This window comes from Pseudomonas sp. WS 5411, from assembly GCF_012985595.1.
In the GTDB taxonomy this organism is placed as follows: Bacteria; Pseudomonadota; Gammaproteobacteria; order Pseudomonadales; family Pseudomonadaceae; genus Aquipseudomonas; species Aquipseudomonas shahriarae.
In genome coordinates, this window is the sequence record NZ_JAARMC010000005.1 from 118,364 (window position 1) to 134,253 (window position 15,890).

The 15,890-nt window shown below is 64.4% G+C and carries 11 protein-coding genes; all 11 read left to right on the forward strand.

What is annotated here, in order from left to right; all coding sequences use genetic code 11:
• The first annotated feature begins 11 nt into the window (after positions 1–11).
• The 11 genes from treZ (at position 12) to HBR93_RS11050 (ending at position 15,887) form a co-directional block, all read left to right on the forward strand.
• A complete protein-coding gene (gene treZ, locus HBR93_RS11000; protein WP_169960328.1) occupies positions 12–1,769 on the forward strand; it encodes a malto-oligosyltrehalose trehalohydrolase in 1,758 nt (585 codons plus the stop codon).
• On the forward strand, positions 1,766–3,850 hold the full coding sequence (malQ, locus tag HBR93_RS11005; RefSeq protein WP_169960329.1) for a 4-alpha-glucanotransferase: 2,085 nt from the start codon (positions 1,766–1,768) through the stop codon (positions 3,848–3,850). The genes treZ and malQ overlap by 4 nt, the downstream gene beginning before the upstream one ends.
• A complete protein-coding gene (locus HBR93_RS11010; protein WP_169960330.1) occupies positions 3,847–6,600 on the forward strand; it encodes a malto-oligosyltrehalose synthase in 2,754 nt (917 codons plus the stop codon). Before malQ ends, HBR93_RS11010 begins: the two co-directional genes overlap by 4 nt.
• Before the next feature lie 23 nt (positions 6,601–6,623).
• Entirely contained in the window at positions 6,624–6,854 is a 231-nt protein-coding gene (locus tag HBR93_RS11015) for a DUF2934 domain-containing protein (protein WP_057444084.1), read from the forward strand.
• A 112-nt stretch (positions 6,855–6,966) separates the two neighbouring features.
• Positions 6,967–9,108, forward strand: coding sequence for a glycogen debranching protein GlgX (glgX, locus tag HBR93_RS11020; protein ID WP_057436597.1), 2,142 nt, complete (start codon positions 6,967–6,969; stop codon positions 9,106–9,108).
• Position 9,109: 1 nt separating this feature from the next.
• A complete protein-coding gene (locus HBR93_RS11025; RefSeq protein ID WP_169960331.1) occupies positions 9,110–10,111 on the forward strand; it encodes an acyl-CoA dehydrogenase family protein in 1,002 nt (333 codons plus the stop codon).
• The gene (locus HBR93_RS11030; protein WP_057436599.1) at positions 10,108–10,866 is read left to right on the forward strand and encodes a PIG-L family deacetylase; all 759 of its coding nucleotides are present in this window, start codon (positions 10,108–10,110) and stop codon (positions 10,864–10,866) included. The genes HBR93_RS11025 and HBR93_RS11030 overlap by 4 nt, the downstream gene beginning before the upstream one ends.
• Positions 10,863–11,462: an SAM-dependent methyltransferase gene (locus HBR93_RS11035; RefSeq protein ID WP_169960332.1), complete on the forward strand. Its 600-nt coding sequence runs from the start codon at positions 10,863–10,865 to the stop codon at positions 11,460–11,462. Before HBR93_RS11030 ends, HBR93_RS11035 begins: the two co-directional genes overlap by 4 nt.
• Positions 11,459–12,118: a glycosyltransferase family A protein gene (locus HBR93_RS11040; protein ID WP_057436603.1), complete on the forward strand. Its 660-nt coding sequence runs from the start codon at positions 11,459–11,461 to the stop codon at positions 12,116–12,118. The genes HBR93_RS11035 and HBR93_RS11040 overlap by 4 nt, the downstream gene beginning before the upstream one ends.
• Before the next feature lie 183 nt (positions 12,119–12,301).
• Positions 12,302–13,063: a PIG-L family deacetylase gene (locus HBR93_RS11045; protein WP_169960362.1), complete on the forward strand. Its 762-nt coding sequence runs from the start codon at positions 12,302–12,304 to the stop codon at positions 13,061–13,063.
• A 247-nt stretch (positions 13,064–13,310) separates the two neighbouring features.
• The gene (locus HBR93_RS11050; protein ID WP_169960333.1) at positions 13,311–15,887 is read left to right on the forward strand and encodes an autotransporter outer membrane beta-barrel domain-containing protein; all 2,577 of its coding nucleotides are present in this window, start codon (positions 13,311–13,313) and stop codon (positions 15,885–15,887) included.
• Positions 15,888–15,890: the final 3 nt, after the last annotated feature.

The window sequence follows — 15,890 nt, forward strand, 5'->3', positions numbered from 1 at the left end:
GGTTAGGATAGATGCCGTCACGGACTCTGGAAACATGGCCCCACGGCGCGATCATGCAGGATGCGCAACACACCCGCTTCGCCCTGTGGGCGCCTGATGCGTTTTATGTCAGCGTCGAGCTGCAAGGGGGGCAGTCGGTGCCCATGCTGCCCCAGGCAGCAGGCTGGTTTGTGGCTGACGTGCGCTGTGGGGCCGGTACCCGCTACCACTTTAATATTGATGGCGAGCGCGATGTGCCGGACCCGGCATCGCGCCTCCAGCACGCGGATGTACATGGCGACAGCGTGGTGGTCGATCCCTTGGCCTACCCCTGGCGCCACAGCGCCTGGCAGGGCCGACCCTGGCATGAAGCGGTGATCTACGAGCTGCATGTGGGGGTCCTGGGAGGCTACACCGCTGTAGAGCAACACCTGCCACGCTTGGCCGAGTTGGGCATCACCGCCATTGAGCTGATGCCGCTGGCGCAGTGCCCCGGCGAGCGTAACTGGGGCTACGACGGGGTGCTGCCCTACGCGCCGCAAGCGTCCCTGGGCACGCCGGATCAGTTGAAACAGCTGATCGACAGGGCCCATGAGCATGGCCTGGCGGTGATTCTGGATGTGGTCTACAACCACTTCGGCCCCGACGGTAACTACCTGGGCCAGTACGCCAAAGGCTTTTTCCGCGAAGACACCCACACCCCCTGGGGCGCCGGGATCGACTTTCGCCGCCGCGAAGTGCGCGACTTCTTTATCGACAATGCGCTGATGTGGCTCCTCGAATACCGCTTCGACGGCCTGCGTCTGGATGCGGTGCATGCCATCGACGACCCGTCGTTCCTCAAGGAGCTGGCCCGACGGGTGCGTGAGCAGGTGGACCCGGACCGCCATGTATGGCTGGTGCTGGAAAACGAATTCAACCAGGCCAGCCTGTTGCAGCAGGGTTTCGATGCGCAATGGAACGACGACGGGCATAACGCCCTGCACGTGCTGTTAACCGGCGAGACCGACGCCTATTACGCCGACTTTGCCGACGAACCCACGGCCAAACTGGCGCGCTGCCTGGGCGAAGGCTTTATCTATCAGGGTGAGACCACGCGCCACGGTACCCGGCGTGGCGAATCCAGCGAGCACTTGCCGCCCAGTGCCTTTGTGCTGTTTTTGCAGAACCACGACCAGATCGGCAACCGCGCCCTTGGCGAGCGCTTGCATCAACTGTGTTCGCCCCAGGCGTTGCAGGCGGCGACCACCTTGCTGCTGATGTCGCCGATGATCCCGCTGCTGTTCATGGGTGATGAGATCGCCGCCGAGCAGCCCTTCCTGTTCTTTACCGACCATCACGGCGAACTGGCCGAGGCCGTGCGCGAAGGCCGACGCAATGAGTTTGCTGACTTCGCCGCCTTCAGCGACCCCGAGCGCCGCGCGCAGATTCCCGACCCCAACGCGCTGCAGACCTTCGAACGCTGCATCCCGCAGTTTAGCCAGGCGCCTGCGGCGCTGTATCGCCAGCTGCTGGGCCTGCGCCGGCAACATATCGTGCCCCACCTGCCCGGCAGCATGGCCCTCGGCGCGCAGGTCCTGGGCCAGGGCGCGGTATCGGCCCGCTGGCGGATGGGCAATGGCAGCATCCTGCAGATCGACCTCAACCTGAGTGCGGCCACCCTGCATCATCCGGCCGGCATCACTGAGCTGTTCAGCACCAGCAGCGACCCTGGGTCACTCACGCCCTTCTGCGCCCGCGTCAGCCTGACGCCGGGCGACACCTCATCACCTGTTGGAGAGCACCCTTGAGCGAAGCGCAATTGGAAATACTCGCCAGCCGCGCGGGCCTAGCGGTGGATTGGATCGACGCCAATGGCCGCCCGCAACATGTCAGCGCCGACGCCTTGCGCGCCGTGCTCAATGGTCTTGGCCACCCCGCCGACACCGATGAAGCCATCGCTGCCAGCCTGCAAGACCTGGAGCGTGTGCAACAAGACCGCCATCTGGCGCCACTGCTGACGGTGGACGTCGGCAGCAGCCTCGACCTGGCCGCATACTTTGCTCCCGGCACGCCGTGCCAGGTTTACCTGGAGGATGGCAGTACCCAGAGCCTCGAGCTGGACGCCGAGGCCAACCTGCCCGGTACCCTGCCCGTGGGCTACCAGCGGGTGCAGATCGGCGGCCAGTCCTTCACCCTGGCTGTCGCGCCCCTGCGCTGTTTCAGCGTGGCCGAGGCGGTGGACAGCCAGCCTGCCCGTGCGTGGGGCCTGAGCGCCCAGTTGTATGCGTTGCGCCGTAGCGGCGACGGCGGTTTTGGCGACACCCAGGCCCTGGAACAACTGGCCCGCGCCGCCGCGGAACGGGGCGTCGATGCCCTGGCCATCAGCCCGCTGCACGCGATGTTCAGCGCCGATACCACGCGCTACAGCCCCTACTCGCCGTCCAGCCGGCTGTTCCTCAATAGCTTGTACGCCTCGCCGGGGTGCATCCTCGGCGAGCGCGCAGTGCGCAGCGCTATCGAGTCCACCGGGTTGGCCGATGAGCTGCACGAACTGGAACAACAAAGCCTGATCGACTGGCCTGCCGCCGCCAAGGCCAAGCAACGCCTGCTGCGTGCCCTGTATGAGGACTTCCGCCAGGGCGAGCACCCGCAGCAGGCGGACTTCCTGAGCTTTCGCCAAGCCGGCGGTGAGGCCCTGGAAAACCACTGCCGCTTCGAAGCCATCCAGGCCGAGCGCGCCGCCACCGGCGAAAGCCTCGACTGGCGCCAGTGGCCCGAGGAGTGGCGCGATCCGGGCAGCGCCGCGCTGGCACAATTCGCCGCCGAGCAAGGCGAGGCCATTGGCTTTTATGCCTTCAACCAATGGCTGATCGCCCGCTGCCTTGAACGTGCGCAACAAGCCGCCCGCGGCAGTGGCATGGGCATCGGCCTGATTGCCGACCTGGCCGTGGGTGCCGATGGCGCCGGCAGCCAGGCCTGGAGCCGTCAGGATGAACTGCTGGCCGACCTGACGGTGGGTGCGCCACCGGATATCCTCAACCGTGCCGGCCAGGGCTGGGGCATCTCCGCGTTCTCCCCCGAAGGCCTGAAACGCAACGGTTTTCGCGCCTTTATCGAAATGCTGCGGGCCAACTTCGCCCATGCTGGCGGCTTGCGTATCGACCATGTGATGGGCCTGCAACGGCTGTGGGTGATCCCCAGGGACGCTTCGCCCAAACAAGGCGCTTATCTGTATTACCCGGTGGACGACCTGCTGCGCCTGCTGGCCCTGGAATCCAGCCGACACCAAGCGATTGTGCTCGGCGAAGACCTGGGCACGGTGCCCGAGGGCCTGCGGGAAAAGCTCAGCGCCCGGGCCATGCTGGGCATGCGCGTATTGCTGTTCGAACAGGACCACGGCGGGCGCTTCACGCCGATCCTCGACTGGCCGGATAACGCCCTGGCCACCACCAGTACCCATGACCTGCCGACGCTCAATGGCTGGTGGCACAGCCGCGATATCGACTGGAATGTGCAACTGGGGTTGATCGACGCGCCGACGGTGGAGCAATGGAGCGAGCACCGCCAGCGCGAGCGTGAAGCACTGCGCCAGGCCCTGGTTCAAGACCCGCAGAACTTCCTCGATGAACTGCGCAACGAAACCGACCACATGCTCGATGCCAGCGTGCGCTACCTCGGCCACACCCGTGCGCCGCTGGTGTTGCTGCCTCTGGAAGATGCCCTGGGCGTCGAAGAGCAAGCCAACCTGCCTGGCACCACCGACACCCATCCCAACTGGCGACGGCGCTTGCCGGGGGACGCCGCGCACCTGCTCGACGATGAAAACGCTGCGCGCCGCCTGGAGTTACTGGCGGTCGCCCGTAATCAAGCCCTAGAGCGTGACCGATGAACAGCGTCTTGCTACGAGCCACCCAGCGCCTGCAATTTCACAAAGGCTTTACCCTCGACGATGCGGTGCCGCTGGTGCCGTATTTTGCCCGCCTGGGCATCAGCCACCTGTATGCGTCGCCCCTGCTCAAGGCCCGCGCCGGTTCAATGCATGGCTACGACGTGGTCGACCCGACCACCGTCAACCCGGAACTGGGCGGCGAACCCGCCTTGCGTCGCCTGGTGGCGGCCCTGCGCGCCCATGAGATGGGGCTGATTCTGGATATCGTGTCCAACCACATGGCCGTCGGTGGCAGCGACAACCCCTGGTGGCTGGATCTGCTGGAATGGGGGCGCCTGAGCCCTTACTGCGAATTCTTCGATATCCAGTGGCACTCCCCCGACCCGCTGCTCAAGGGCCAACTGCTGATGCCCTTCCTCGGCAGCGATTACGGCGAGGCCTTGCAAAGCGGCAACCTGCCCCTGCGGTTTGACCCGGCCCAGGGCAGCTTCTTTGTCGAGCACTACGAGCACCGCTTCCCGATCTGCCCCAGGGACTACGGCGATATCCTGCGCCTGCATCCGCCCCTCAAAGAGCTGGCCGACCGCTTCAGCGCCCTGGCCTATCAGGCTGATGCCTGGCCCCTGGCCGCCAGCCTGAAACAGGAACTGGCCGTACAGGCGCGCGAGCCCCTGAACCTGACAGCCATCGAGCACATCCTGGCGCTGTTTGATGCGCGCCAGCCCGAGGGGTTTTCCCGGTTGCACCAACTGCTGGAGCAGCAAGCCTACCGCCTCGCCAGTTGGCGCACGGCGGCGGATGACATCAACTGGCGGCGCTTTTTCGACGTCAACGAGTTGGGCGGCCTGCGGGTGGAGCGGGCCACGGTCTTCGAGGCCACCCACCGCAAGATTTTCCAGCTGATCCGCGAGGGCCTGGTGGATGGCCTGCGCATCGACCATATCGACGGCCTGGCCGATCCCCGTGGCTACTGCCGCAAGTTGCGGCGCCGGGTGGATGGATTGTCGCCGAGCCGGCACTTGCCGATCTTTGTCGAGAAAATCCTCGGCACCGGGGAAACCCTGCGCGAAGACTGGCGGGTGGATGGCACCACCGGCTATGAGTTCATGAACCAGGTGTCGCTGGTACAGCACGACCCCCAGGGGTTCGAGGCGTTGGCCCAGCTGTGGAGCGAGGCCAGCGAGCGGCCGTCGGCGTTTATCGAGGAAGCCTGGCTGGCCCGGCAACAAATCCTCAACGGCTCCCTGGCCGGGGATTTTGAGAGCGTGGCCCAGGCCCTGCTGCAAGTGGCCCGCGCAGATGTGATGAGCCGTGACCTGACCCTGGGCGCGATCCGCCGCGCCTTGCAGGAGCTGATCGTGCACTTCCCGGTGTACCGCACCTACATCAGCGCCTGTGGCCGCAGCGCCGCTGACGAGGCGCTGTTCCAGCAGGCGCTGGCCGGTGCCCGTGGGACTTTGAGCGAAGCCGACTGGCCAGTGCTCGACTACCTGCAACAGTGGCTCGGCGGCCAACTCTGGCGCGAACGCCCGGTGGGGCAGCCGCGCAAGATCCTCAAGCATGCCTGCGTGCGCTTCCAGCAACTGACCTCGCCGGCAGCCGCCAAGGCCGTGGAAGACACCGCTTTCTATCGCTCGGCAGTGCTGCTCTCGCGCAATGACGTGGGCTTCAGTACCGAACAGTTCAGCGCGCCCCTGGCCGAGTTCCATGCCGCCAACCAGCAGCGCCTGCAGGCCTTCCCCGATAACCTGCTGGCCACCGCCACCCATGACCACAAACGCGGTGAAGACAGCCGTGCGCGCCTGGCGGTGCTCAGCGAGTGCGCGCCCTGGTATGCCGAGCAGGTGCAACAGTGGCGCAGGCTGGCGGCGCCCTTGCGCGATGATCCGGCCATCCCCTCGGCCGGTGATGAGCTGATCCTGTATCAGGTGCTGCTGGGCAGTTGGCCCCTGGACCTGGGCATTGAGAACACCGACGACTATCAGCAGCGCCTCTGGCAATGGCAGCAAAAAGCCCTGCGCGAAGCCAAACTACACAGCAGCTGGAGCGCCCCCAACGATGTGTATGAGCAAGGTGTCGAAGCCTTCCTCAGGCGCTTGCTGCTCGAGCCCGCCGGTCTGACCTTGCGCACCGCGATCCACGCGGCGGCCGAGGCCATCGCCCCCGCTGGCGCGTTGAACGGGCTGGCGCAGTCCTTGCTGCGCAACACCGTGCCAGGCGTGCCGGACCTGTACCAGGGCGACGAATTCTGGGACTTGAGCCTGGTGGATCCGGACAACCGGCGGCCGGTGGATTTCAATGCCCGGCAACAGGCATTGGCGGCAGCACCCGGCGCCTTGCTTGAGCGCTGGCGTGACGGGCACTTGAAGCAGGCGCTGATTGCCCAGGTGTTGAACCTGCGCAAGGCCTACCCGCTGTTGTTTGCCAGGGGACGCTATGTACCGCTGCAAGTGCTGGGCCGGCATGCCCAACGGATTGTCGCCTTCAGCCGCGAATATCAAGGCCAGTGGCTGTTGGTGGTGGTGCCACGCTGGACCCACGCTCTGCTTGAAAACAGCGCCCAGCCCCGGGTGGATGCGCAGGTTTGGGGCGATACCCGGATCACATTACCGTTCGACGCCACGCAGCAAAATTGGAAGGGACTTTTGCAAACAGGCGCAGTCACACCCAACAAGGAGCTACTGATCAGCGCTGCCCTGGGGGTACTCCCGGTAAATGTCTTTATCCATTCTGACGATCAAGAAAGCTGAAATTTTCTGTGAGGAGCATTGCGATGAGCACCGAAGACAAACGCGTTCGTGAATTCGCGTATCAGATATGGGAGTCCGAAGGTAAACCTGAGGGCCAGGAAGCCCGTCATTGGGAAATGGCCCGCAAGCTGGCCGAAGCCGAGGCCCTGACCCCGAGTAAACCCAAGACAGGCACCAAGGCCAAGGCAAAGCCGGCTGCGGAAAAACCGGCGGTCGCCAAAAAACCACGGGCGGCGCGTAAGCCTGCCGGCTGATCCACCTTCCCACAGGAGCCGGCCACCGGCTCCTGCAGCACACTCAACGATTGATCTGACCTGATGTCAGCACGGCCCCGTTCGGCCTGAAAAACCCTGCAGGAGCAACACCATGAGCAAGACACCCGCTACCGAGCCATCGCGCATTCGTGAAGGCTTGCCCTTCCCCCTCGGCGCGACCTGGGATGGTCTGGGGGTCAATTTCGCGCTGTTCTCGGCCAACGCCACCAAGGTTGAGTTGTGCCTGTTCGACGATACCGGCGAAGTCGAGCTGGAACGTATCGAACTGCCGGAATACACCGACGAGACCTTCCACGGCTACTTGCCCGATGCCCACCCCGGGCTGATCTATGGCTACCGGGTATACGGGGCTTACGATCCCGCCAACGGCCATCGCTTCAACCACCATAAATTGCTGATCGACCCCTATGCCAAGCAATTGGTGGGCGAGCTCAAATGGTCCGAAGCGTTGTTTGGCTACACCATCGGCCACCCGGATGCCGACCTGAGTTTCGATGAGCGCGACAGCGCGCCCTTCGTGCCCAAATGCAAAGTCATCGACCCGGCCCATACCTGGGGCAACGACCAGCCGGTGCGCACCCCGTGGGATCGCACGATCATCTACGAAACCCATCTGCGCGGCATCAGCATGCGCCATCCTTCTGTCCCTGAAGCGGTGCGCGGTACCTGCGCCGGGTTGATGGTGGACGATGTGCTCAAGCACATCCGCCAACTGGGGGTGTCCTCGGTGGAGTTGCTGCCGGTGCATGCCTTCGTCAATGACCAGCATTTGCTGCAAAAAGGCATGACCAACTACTGGGGTTACAACAGCATCGCCTTCTTTGCCCCTGACCCGCGCTACCTGGCCAGCGGCAAGATCGCCGAGTTCAAGGAAATGGTCGCGCACCTGCACGAGGCCAAGCTGGAAGTGATCCTCGATGTGGTCTACAACCACACCGCCGAAGGCAACGAGCAAGGCCCGACCCTGTCGATGCGCGGCATCGACAACGCCTCCTACTACCGCCTGATGCCTGACGACAAGCGCTTCTATATCAATGACTCGGGCACCGGCAACACCCTGGACCTGAGCCACCCTTGTGTACTGCAAATGGTGACCGACTCCCTGCGTTACTGGGCCACCGAGATGCATGTGGATGGCTTCCGCTTTGACCTGGCGACCATCCTCGGGCGTTATCACGACGGTTTCGACGAGCGTCACAGCTTCCTTGTGGCCTGCCGCCAGGACCCGGTGCTGCGCCAGGTAAAAATGATCGCCGAGCCTTGGGATGTGGGCCCCGGCGGTTATCAGGTGGGCAACTTCCCGCCGGGCTGGGTGGAGTGGAATGACCGTTTCCGCGACACCGTGCGCGCGTTCTGGAAAGGCGATGACGGCCAGTTGGCGGACTTTGCCGGGCGCATGACCGCCTCCGGCGAGATGTTCAACCAGCGCGGGCGCCGCCCCTACAGCTCGGTGAACTTCATCACCGCCCACGATGGCTTCACCCTGCATGACCTGGTGTCCTACAACGACAAGCACAACGAAGCCAACGACGAGAACAACCAGGACGGCAGCAATAACAACCTGTCGTGGAACCACGGCGTCGAAGGCCCGACCGAAGACCCGGAGATCAACGCGCTGCGCCTGCGCCAGATGCGCAACTTCTTCGCCACCCTGCTGCTGGCCCAGGGCACGCCGATGCTGGTGGCCGGGGATGAGTTCGCCCGCACCCAACACGGCAATAACAACGCCTACTGCCAGGACAGCGAAATCGGCTGGGTCAACTGGGAGCTGGATGAGGATGGCAAGTCCCTGCTCAAGTTCGTCAAACGCCTGATCAAGTTGCGCCTGGCCTACCCCATCCTGCGTCGCGGGCGCTTCCTGGTGGGCGACTATAACGAGGACATCGGGGTCAAGGACGTGACCTGGCTGGCCCCCGATGGCAATGAAATGACCATCGAGCAATGGGAAGACAGCCAGGGCCGTTGCCTGGGCATGTTGATGGATGGGCGCGCCCAGGAAACCGGGATCCGCCGGCCGGGGGCCGATGCTACGCTGCTGTTGGTGGTCAATGCGCACCATGACCTGGTGAACTTCCGCTTGCCCCAGGTGCCGGATGGCGGTTTCTGGACCTGCATGGTCGATACCAACCAGCCGGCCGTGCGCGGCCAGGAACGTTTCGATTTTGACCATGAATATGCCGTGACCGGGCGCTCGCTGCTGCTGTTCGAGCTGCAACACGAGGAAGAGGTGTGAAATGGATTTACACGGTTTTCTGCAACGCAATCGTCAGGGTCTGGCCGATACCGAGGGCCTTGGTCAGACCCTGAGTGCCATGGTGGCGGCTGGCCTGGATCAATTGCCATTGCCGGGTGGCGGGCAGACCCTGCTGCGCTTCAGCCTGCTGGCCCAGGTGGCCGGGCACAACCTGAGCCTGTGCAAGCTGTTCGAAGGGCACACCGACGCGCTGGCAATCATGGCCGACCTCAACAGCGCGGCGCCGCCGGCGGGCAGCACCTGGGGCATGTGGGCCGCCGAACCGCTGACGGCACGGGTGCAGGTCAGGCGTGAGGGCTCGCAGTACCTGCTGCATGGCCGCAAGGCCTGGTGTTCCGGGGCCGGGGTGGTCAGCCACGGGTTATTGACCGCCTGGGATGCGCAGGAGCGCCAGCAGTTGGTCGCGGTGCCAATGGACCAGCCGGGGGTAACAGTGACCGCCGAAGGCTGGAACGCCGTGGGCATGGGCGCTTGCGCGAGTGTCGATGTGACGTTCGAGAACGCCGTGGCGCTGGCCGTAGGCGCCCCAGGGGATTACCTGCAACGCCCCGGCTTCTGGCACGGCGGGGTTGGTATTGCCGCCTGTTGGTACGGCGCGGCGCAGCGCTTGGCCGAGGCCCTGCGTGAACACTGCGATCAACGCGAAGAGCCCCATGCGCTGGCGCATCTGGGCGCGGTGGACATGGCCTTGTACGCGGCCGCTACGGTGCTGCGCACGGCTGCGCGGCAAATCGACGATCAGCCCCAGGCCAATGCCCAACTGCTGGCACGCCGCGCGCGGGCGGTGATTGAGGCGGCCGCCAACCAGGTCATCCATCACACAGGCCGGGCTTTGGGCGCCGGGCCTTACTGCAAGGATGAACACTTCGCCCGGTTGATGGCCGACTTGCCGGTGTACTTGCGCCAAAGCCATGCCGAGCGTGACCTGGCGGCCCTTGGCAAGAAGGTGGCGATCCAGTCCGGAGGGACGTGGCAATTATGAAAGCCAACCCCATTGTCGGCCAGGGCACCCCGCTGCGGGCCTGGCAAGGTTCAGCCCGGGTCGCCGGCCTGCCCGAGGTCAATGTGGCGCAACTGGTGCCTGATGGTTGCCGCGCCGTGATAATCGCGCCCCATCCGGATGATGAAGTGCTCGGCTGCGGCGGCCTGTTGCAAGGCTTGGCCGCGCTGGGCCGCGAACTGCTGCTGATCTCGGTGACGGATGGCTGTGCCAGCCACCCCGGCTCGCCCCGTTGGCCGCAGCAGCGTTTGCGCGAGGTGCGCCCGCAGGAGTCGGCCGAGGCCTTGCAACGCCTGGGTTGGCATCAGCAACGCCTGACCTGGCTGCGCGGCGGTTTTAGCGACAGTCAGGTGCAGGCCCGGGAATCGGCGCTGACTGAATTTATCCAGCGGCACCTGCAACCGGACGATGTGGTGTTCACCACCTGGCGCGAAGACGGGCATTGCGACCACGAAGCGGTGGGCCGTGCCAGTGCCCAGGCAGCCTTGGCGGTCGGTGCGCGCTTGATTGAACTGCCGGTGTGGACGTGGCATTGGGCAACCCCCGAAGACCCACGGGTGCCGTGGCAGCGCGCACGCAAGATTGCCCTGGCGCCCGCCGCCGTCGCGCGCAAGCGTCATGCCCTGCACGCCTTCACCAGCCAGCTGGAAGGCGACCCCCAGATCGACTTACCGCCCGTCTTGCCGCCCCACGTGCTGGAGCGGCTGTTACAACCTTTTGAAGTGGTGTTTGTATGAGTGTGGCCACGGCTTACTTCGACCAATTGTTTGTGGATAGCGACGATCCCTGGGCCTTCCGCCAGCGCTGGTACGAGCAACGTAAGCGCGCCTTGACCCTGGGGCTGCTGACCAAACCCCGCTATGCCTCGATTTTCGAACCCGGCTGCGCCAATGGCGAGTTGAGCGCCGAACTGGCGCCACGTTGCGCGCGTCTGCTGTGCTGCGACACCGCCGCTGCCGCAGTGAGCCTGGCGCAAGCGCGCCTGCAAGGGTTCGCCCATGCCCAGGTCGAGCAACGTCGCTTGCCTGCCCAATGGCCGGGCGGCAGGTTCGAACTGATCGTGCTGAGCGAGTGGTGCTATTACCTCGACCATGACGACCTGTGCCTGCTCGTCGAACAGATCCTGGCCGCGCTGACCGACGATGGCCAGGTCCTGGCCTGTCACTGGCGCCCAGCTATCGACGGTTGCCCGCAAACTGCGGAACAGGTCCACCAGGTGTTGCACCAACGCCTGGGTATGTCGCGCCTGGCGCAGGTGGCTGACAGTGATTTCCTACTCGACCTGTGGTCTCGCGAAAGCGCCTCGGTCGCCCATCTCGAGGGCTTGCGATGATCGGCATTCTGATCCCGGTGCATAACGAAGAGGCGCTGCTGCCTGAATGTCTGAAGGCCGCGTTGATCGCCGCCAGCCATCCCGGGTTGCTCGGTGAAGAAGTGCAGATACTGGTGGTGCTCGACAGTTGTACCGACCGCAGTGCGGCCATTGCCGAGACGTTCGGCGTACACAGCCTGAGCGTCGAGGCGCGCAATGTCGGCCAGGTGCGGGGCATGGGCGCTCGGCACCTGCTTAACAATGGCGCCCGCTGGATCTCCTGTACCGATGCCGACAGTCGTGTTGCCACCGATTGGCTGGTGGCGCAACTGGCGCTGGGCGTGGATGCGGTGTGCGGCACCGTCACGGTGGACGCCTGGAGCGATGGTTTCGACCAGGCGGCGCAGATCCGCTATCACCAGTCCTACCAGGCCTGTGACGGGCATCGGCACATCCATGGGGCCAATCTGGGGGTCAGCGCCGGCGCCTATGTGCGGGCTGGCGGGTTCGAGCCCCTGCCCTGTCATGAAGATGTGCAACTGGTACGCCAGTTGGAGCGTTGCGGCGCAACCATTGCCTGGAGCCACGCGCCCCAGGTCATCACCAGTGCGCGCCTGGAGTGCCGTGCGCAAGGAGGATTTGGCGACTATTTGAAGGGGCTGATGCAGCCTTCCTGAAATAAATACGATTTTACCCGGCCGGAGCGCGACGAATCCCCGCCAATGAACAATACTCAGATATGGCAATCCAGGATTCGGAACGCCAGCGTGCCGTACGGGCCTGGCGCCTGCGCGACAAAAAGGAGAGTCGACCCGTCAACGGGATACGACCTGCATCAAACGGACAAGGACGTGACATTGATCAAACCCGCCCCCCTGCACGACGGGCGCCGCGTGCCGGCGCAAATCTGGAACAGTGCGCCGCAGCTGGCGCAAATCCCGACCATCAGCCCTTCTCTGCTGGTGCCCCCTGGCTCACGCGTGGTGGTAGTTGCTCCGCATCCTGGGGACGAAGTGCTGGCCTGCGGCGGTTTGCTGCAACTGTTCAGTGCCCTGGATTACCCTCTGAAGTTGATCTCGATCACCGACGGCAGTGCCAGCCATCCAGGCTCCAACCAATGGTCGGCGCAACGCCTGAGCGTGTTCCGGCCCCAGGAAAGTGTCGAGGCCCTGCGCCGCCTGGGCTTGCCCTTGCACAGCCTGAAATGGATCCGTGGTGGCTTTTGCGACAACGCTTTGGCCGCCCACGAACACCCCTTGAGCCAGTTTATTGCGCGTTACCTGCAACCCGGCGATGTGGTGTTTACCACCTGGCGCAATGATGGCAATGACGACCACGATGCGGTTGGTCGTGCCACCGCCATCGCCTGTGCGCTGACGGGCGCGCGCCTGCTGGAGTTGCCGATCTGGGCCTGGCACTGGCCCGCCCGCGAAGCCGGGCGCATGCCCTGGCAGTGCGCGCGCAAGGTGCGCCTCGACACCTGGAGCGTGGCGCGCAAACGCCATGCCGCCCACGCCTACGCCAGTCAGTTGCTCGGCGACCCGCTGATCGGCCTGGCGCCCATGCTGCCACCGGTGTTGCTGGAGCGTATGCGTGAGCCCTATGAGATCGTGTTCCTGTGACACAGGTCTATACCTGTTAACTCTGACAGTGGCGGCCCCTCCCGGCGGTTGCTAACGTGGAACAAGCACTGCACAGGTTCAAGTGCAGTCGAGATAGCCATGCCAACCCCTTGCATTGGCGATGTTTTACGAAACAGGAAACCGGTTGTCCCTTATCGTTATCGTGCTTTTTTGCGTTGTCATGGTCCGGACCGTGCCTGCCCTTGGGGGCGGCGGGACGTCATCTTCCATCGAGCGAGGATAGATCATGAGCACACGGCGATATGTGCGGCGGTACCTGGGCGCCTGGCTAACCAGCGCGGCCCAGATGGGGACCTTCCCGCCAGCCACCTATGCGGCCTGTACCCCGGTGATCACTGCGGGTGACGACACCACCCTCTGCGACAGTGGCACAGCACTCGGTTTTACCGACCTCAATGGCAATAACGCCCTCAGTCTTCCCAGCGGTGGTAATGGCGCGATCACCGGCACTGTCACGTTTGGCGACGGCCATGATCAGGTGCAAGCCCAGTCAGGCAGCATGGGCGCCTTGAACATGGGCCATGGCGCGAATATTTTCCGCGCGGACCTCAATGCGGTGGTGGGTGCAGTGACCCAGGGCGATGGTGCCGACACGGTGCAGATCAGCGGCGGCACCGTGGGCGCGATCAACCAGGGCAACGGCATCGACAACTATGCGCAAAGCGGCGGGCGCGTGGCCAGCGTGGCCCAGGGCGATGGCCGCGATACGTTCTATATGAGCGGTGGCGAGATCGTCGGGGCATTCGAGGATGGCGACGTGGCCACCCAATCCGCCGGCACCATCGGCCGGGTGGATATGAAGCTCGACAACAACTTCTACACCCTGCTCGGCGGACGGATCAACGGCAACCTGGTGACTGGCTTTGGCTTGGACACCATCGCTGTTTCCGGGGGGTATATCGGCGGCAACGTCAGTGTCAGTGGTGGCGATGACCTGTTCACCCTGACCGGCGGCGTGGTCAATGGGCAGGTGCTGATGAGCTTCGGCAACGATCAGTTCAACTGGATCGAGGCAGGCACGGTCAATTCAGCGGTCAATATGGGCGCGGATAACGACAGGGCATTGCTGCAAAACCTGACACAGGCCCTGCTCTCTTCCACGCCCCTGGTCGATGGCGGCGTGGGCACCGACACCCTGGTCTTCGATAACACCCAGGCAGCCACCGCAGAACGCTACGTCAACTGGGAAACGGTCAACTTCGACAACGGCTCGCGCTTTACCTTGGCGCAGGATTTCAAGCTGGGGGATAGCGGCACCGGTACCGGCAGCGTGAGTATCGACGGCAGCAGTGTGCTGCTGGTCAGCCAGGGGGCCATCAGCCCATTCACGGCCGGCCAGTTGGCGAGCCTCAACAACAGCGGCCTGATCGACATGACAACCGGCAGTACCGGCGCCACCGACAGCCTGACGCTGAATGGCACCTACACCGGCAACAACGGGCAGATGGCGCTGCAAAGTGTGTTGGCCGGCGATGGTGCCGCCAGTGACAAACTGGTGGTGAACCAGGGCTCGCTACTGGGCACCACGACCCTCAACGTCAGCAATCTGGGCGGGGCCGGCGCCGAGACCTTGAGCGACGGCATCCAGGTGGTCGAAGCGCGCAACGGTGCGACGGGCAGCGACCGGGCCTTCAGCCTGGCAGGCGGTTCGGTGTCCGCCGGAGCCTTTGAGTACTTCCTGTTCAAGGGCGGTGTCAGTGCCGGCGCCGAACAACAGTGGTACCTGCGCTCAGCCATTGTCGCGCCTCCCCTGCCCGAGCCGGAGCAGCCCCCGGTGCCGTTGCCGGTGCCTGGCGAAGGAACGCCGGTTGACTTGCCAGCGCCGGTGCCCGGTGAACCGCCGATCCCGATCTACCGCCCCGAGGTACCGGTGTATTCGACGCTGTTTCCGGCGGCGCAGCAGACCGTCCGGGCCATGCTCGGGACCTACCACGAACGCATGGGCGATCAGAGTCGCCAGACCGCCACCGGCTCATTCCCGGCAGGCTGGGGCCGGGTTTACGGCAGCAGTAGCCGCCAGGCCTACGCCGGTACCGTCGCCCCTCGGTTGGACGGTTCGGTCAGCGGCTTCCAGGTGGGCAGCGATGTCCATGCCTGGGCGACTGGCAATGGCCAGACCCAGCGGCTGGGCTTCTTCGTCGGGCATAGCCGACTGAGGGGTAATGTCGATGGGTTCAACCGCGGATGGCAGCACCTGGATGCTGGCAACACCACATTACGCGGCGACAGCCTGGGCCTGTATTGGACGTTGCTTGACCCGTATGGCTGGTACGTCGATGTGGTGCTGATGGGCACCCGCCTCAATGGCAGCAGCGAATCCGATCGGGGGCTCAAGCTCAGGACCAAAGGTCACGATGTGCTGGGCTCGGTGGAAGCCGGCATACCGCTGCAGGTCGGGCAACACTGGGTGTTGGAGCCGCAGGTGCAACTGATCGCCAATAAAACCAGGCTCGATAGCCAGAATGATGGGGTGTCCAAGGTCGGGTTTTCCGCGGACACCGCCATCACCACCCGGCTCGGGGCCCGATTGCGCGGCAGCTATACCCTGGCCGCGATGCCAGTCCAGCCTTTTATCCGCACCAACCTCTGGCACGGGGCATCCGGGACCCATCGTGTGCGATTCAATGACGTCACGGACATTGATACCGAGCAGAAATCCACCACCCTGGACCTGAGTGCCGGCGCAACGCTGCAGGTTTCCAACAGCGTCAGCGTGTATGGCGAGGTGGGTTATGCGCGCAACCTCGACAGCAACGCACTGGATGGGCGCAAGGGCACCCTGGGCCTCAGGATGGAGTTCTAGCGC

Excerpts from the sequence above, each read along its gene's own strand:
- treZ (WP_169960328.1), top strand. The coding sequence starts at position 12 with ATGCCGTCACGGACTCTGGAAACATGGCCCCACGGCGCGATCATGCAG.
- HBR93_RS11010 (WP_169960330.1), top strand. The coding sequence starts at position 3,847 with ATGAACAGCGTCTTGCTACGAGCCACCCAGCGCCTGCAATTTCACAAA.
- HBR93_RS11015 (WP_057444084.1), top strand. The coding sequence starts at position 6,624 with ATGAGCACCGAAGACAAACGCGTTCGTGAATTCGCGTATCAGATATGG.
- glgX (WP_057436597.1), top strand. The coding sequence starts at position 6,967 with ATGAGCAAGACACCCGCTACCGAGCCATCGCGCATTCGTGAAGGCTTG.
- HBR93_RS11025 (WP_169960331.1), top strand. The coding sequence starts at position 9,110 with ATGGATTTACACGGTTTTCTGCAACGCAATCGTCAGGGTCTGGCCGAT.
- HBR93_RS11030 (WP_057436599.1), top strand. The coding sequence starts at position 10,108 with ATGAAAGCCAACCCCATTGTCGGCCAGGGCACCCCGCTGCGGGCCTGG.
- HBR93_RS11035 (WP_169960332.1), top strand. The coding sequence starts at position 10,863 with ATGAGTGTGGCCACGGCTTACTTCGACCAATTGTTTGTGGATAGCGAC.
- HBR93_RS11040 (WP_057436603.1), top strand. The coding sequence starts at position 11,459 with ATGATCGGCATTCTGATCCCGGTGCATAACGAAGAGGCGCTGCTGCCT.
- HBR93_RS11050 (WP_169960333.1), top strand. The coding sequence starts at position 13,311 with ATGAGCACACGGCGATATGTGCGGCGGTACCTGGGCGCCTGGCTAACC.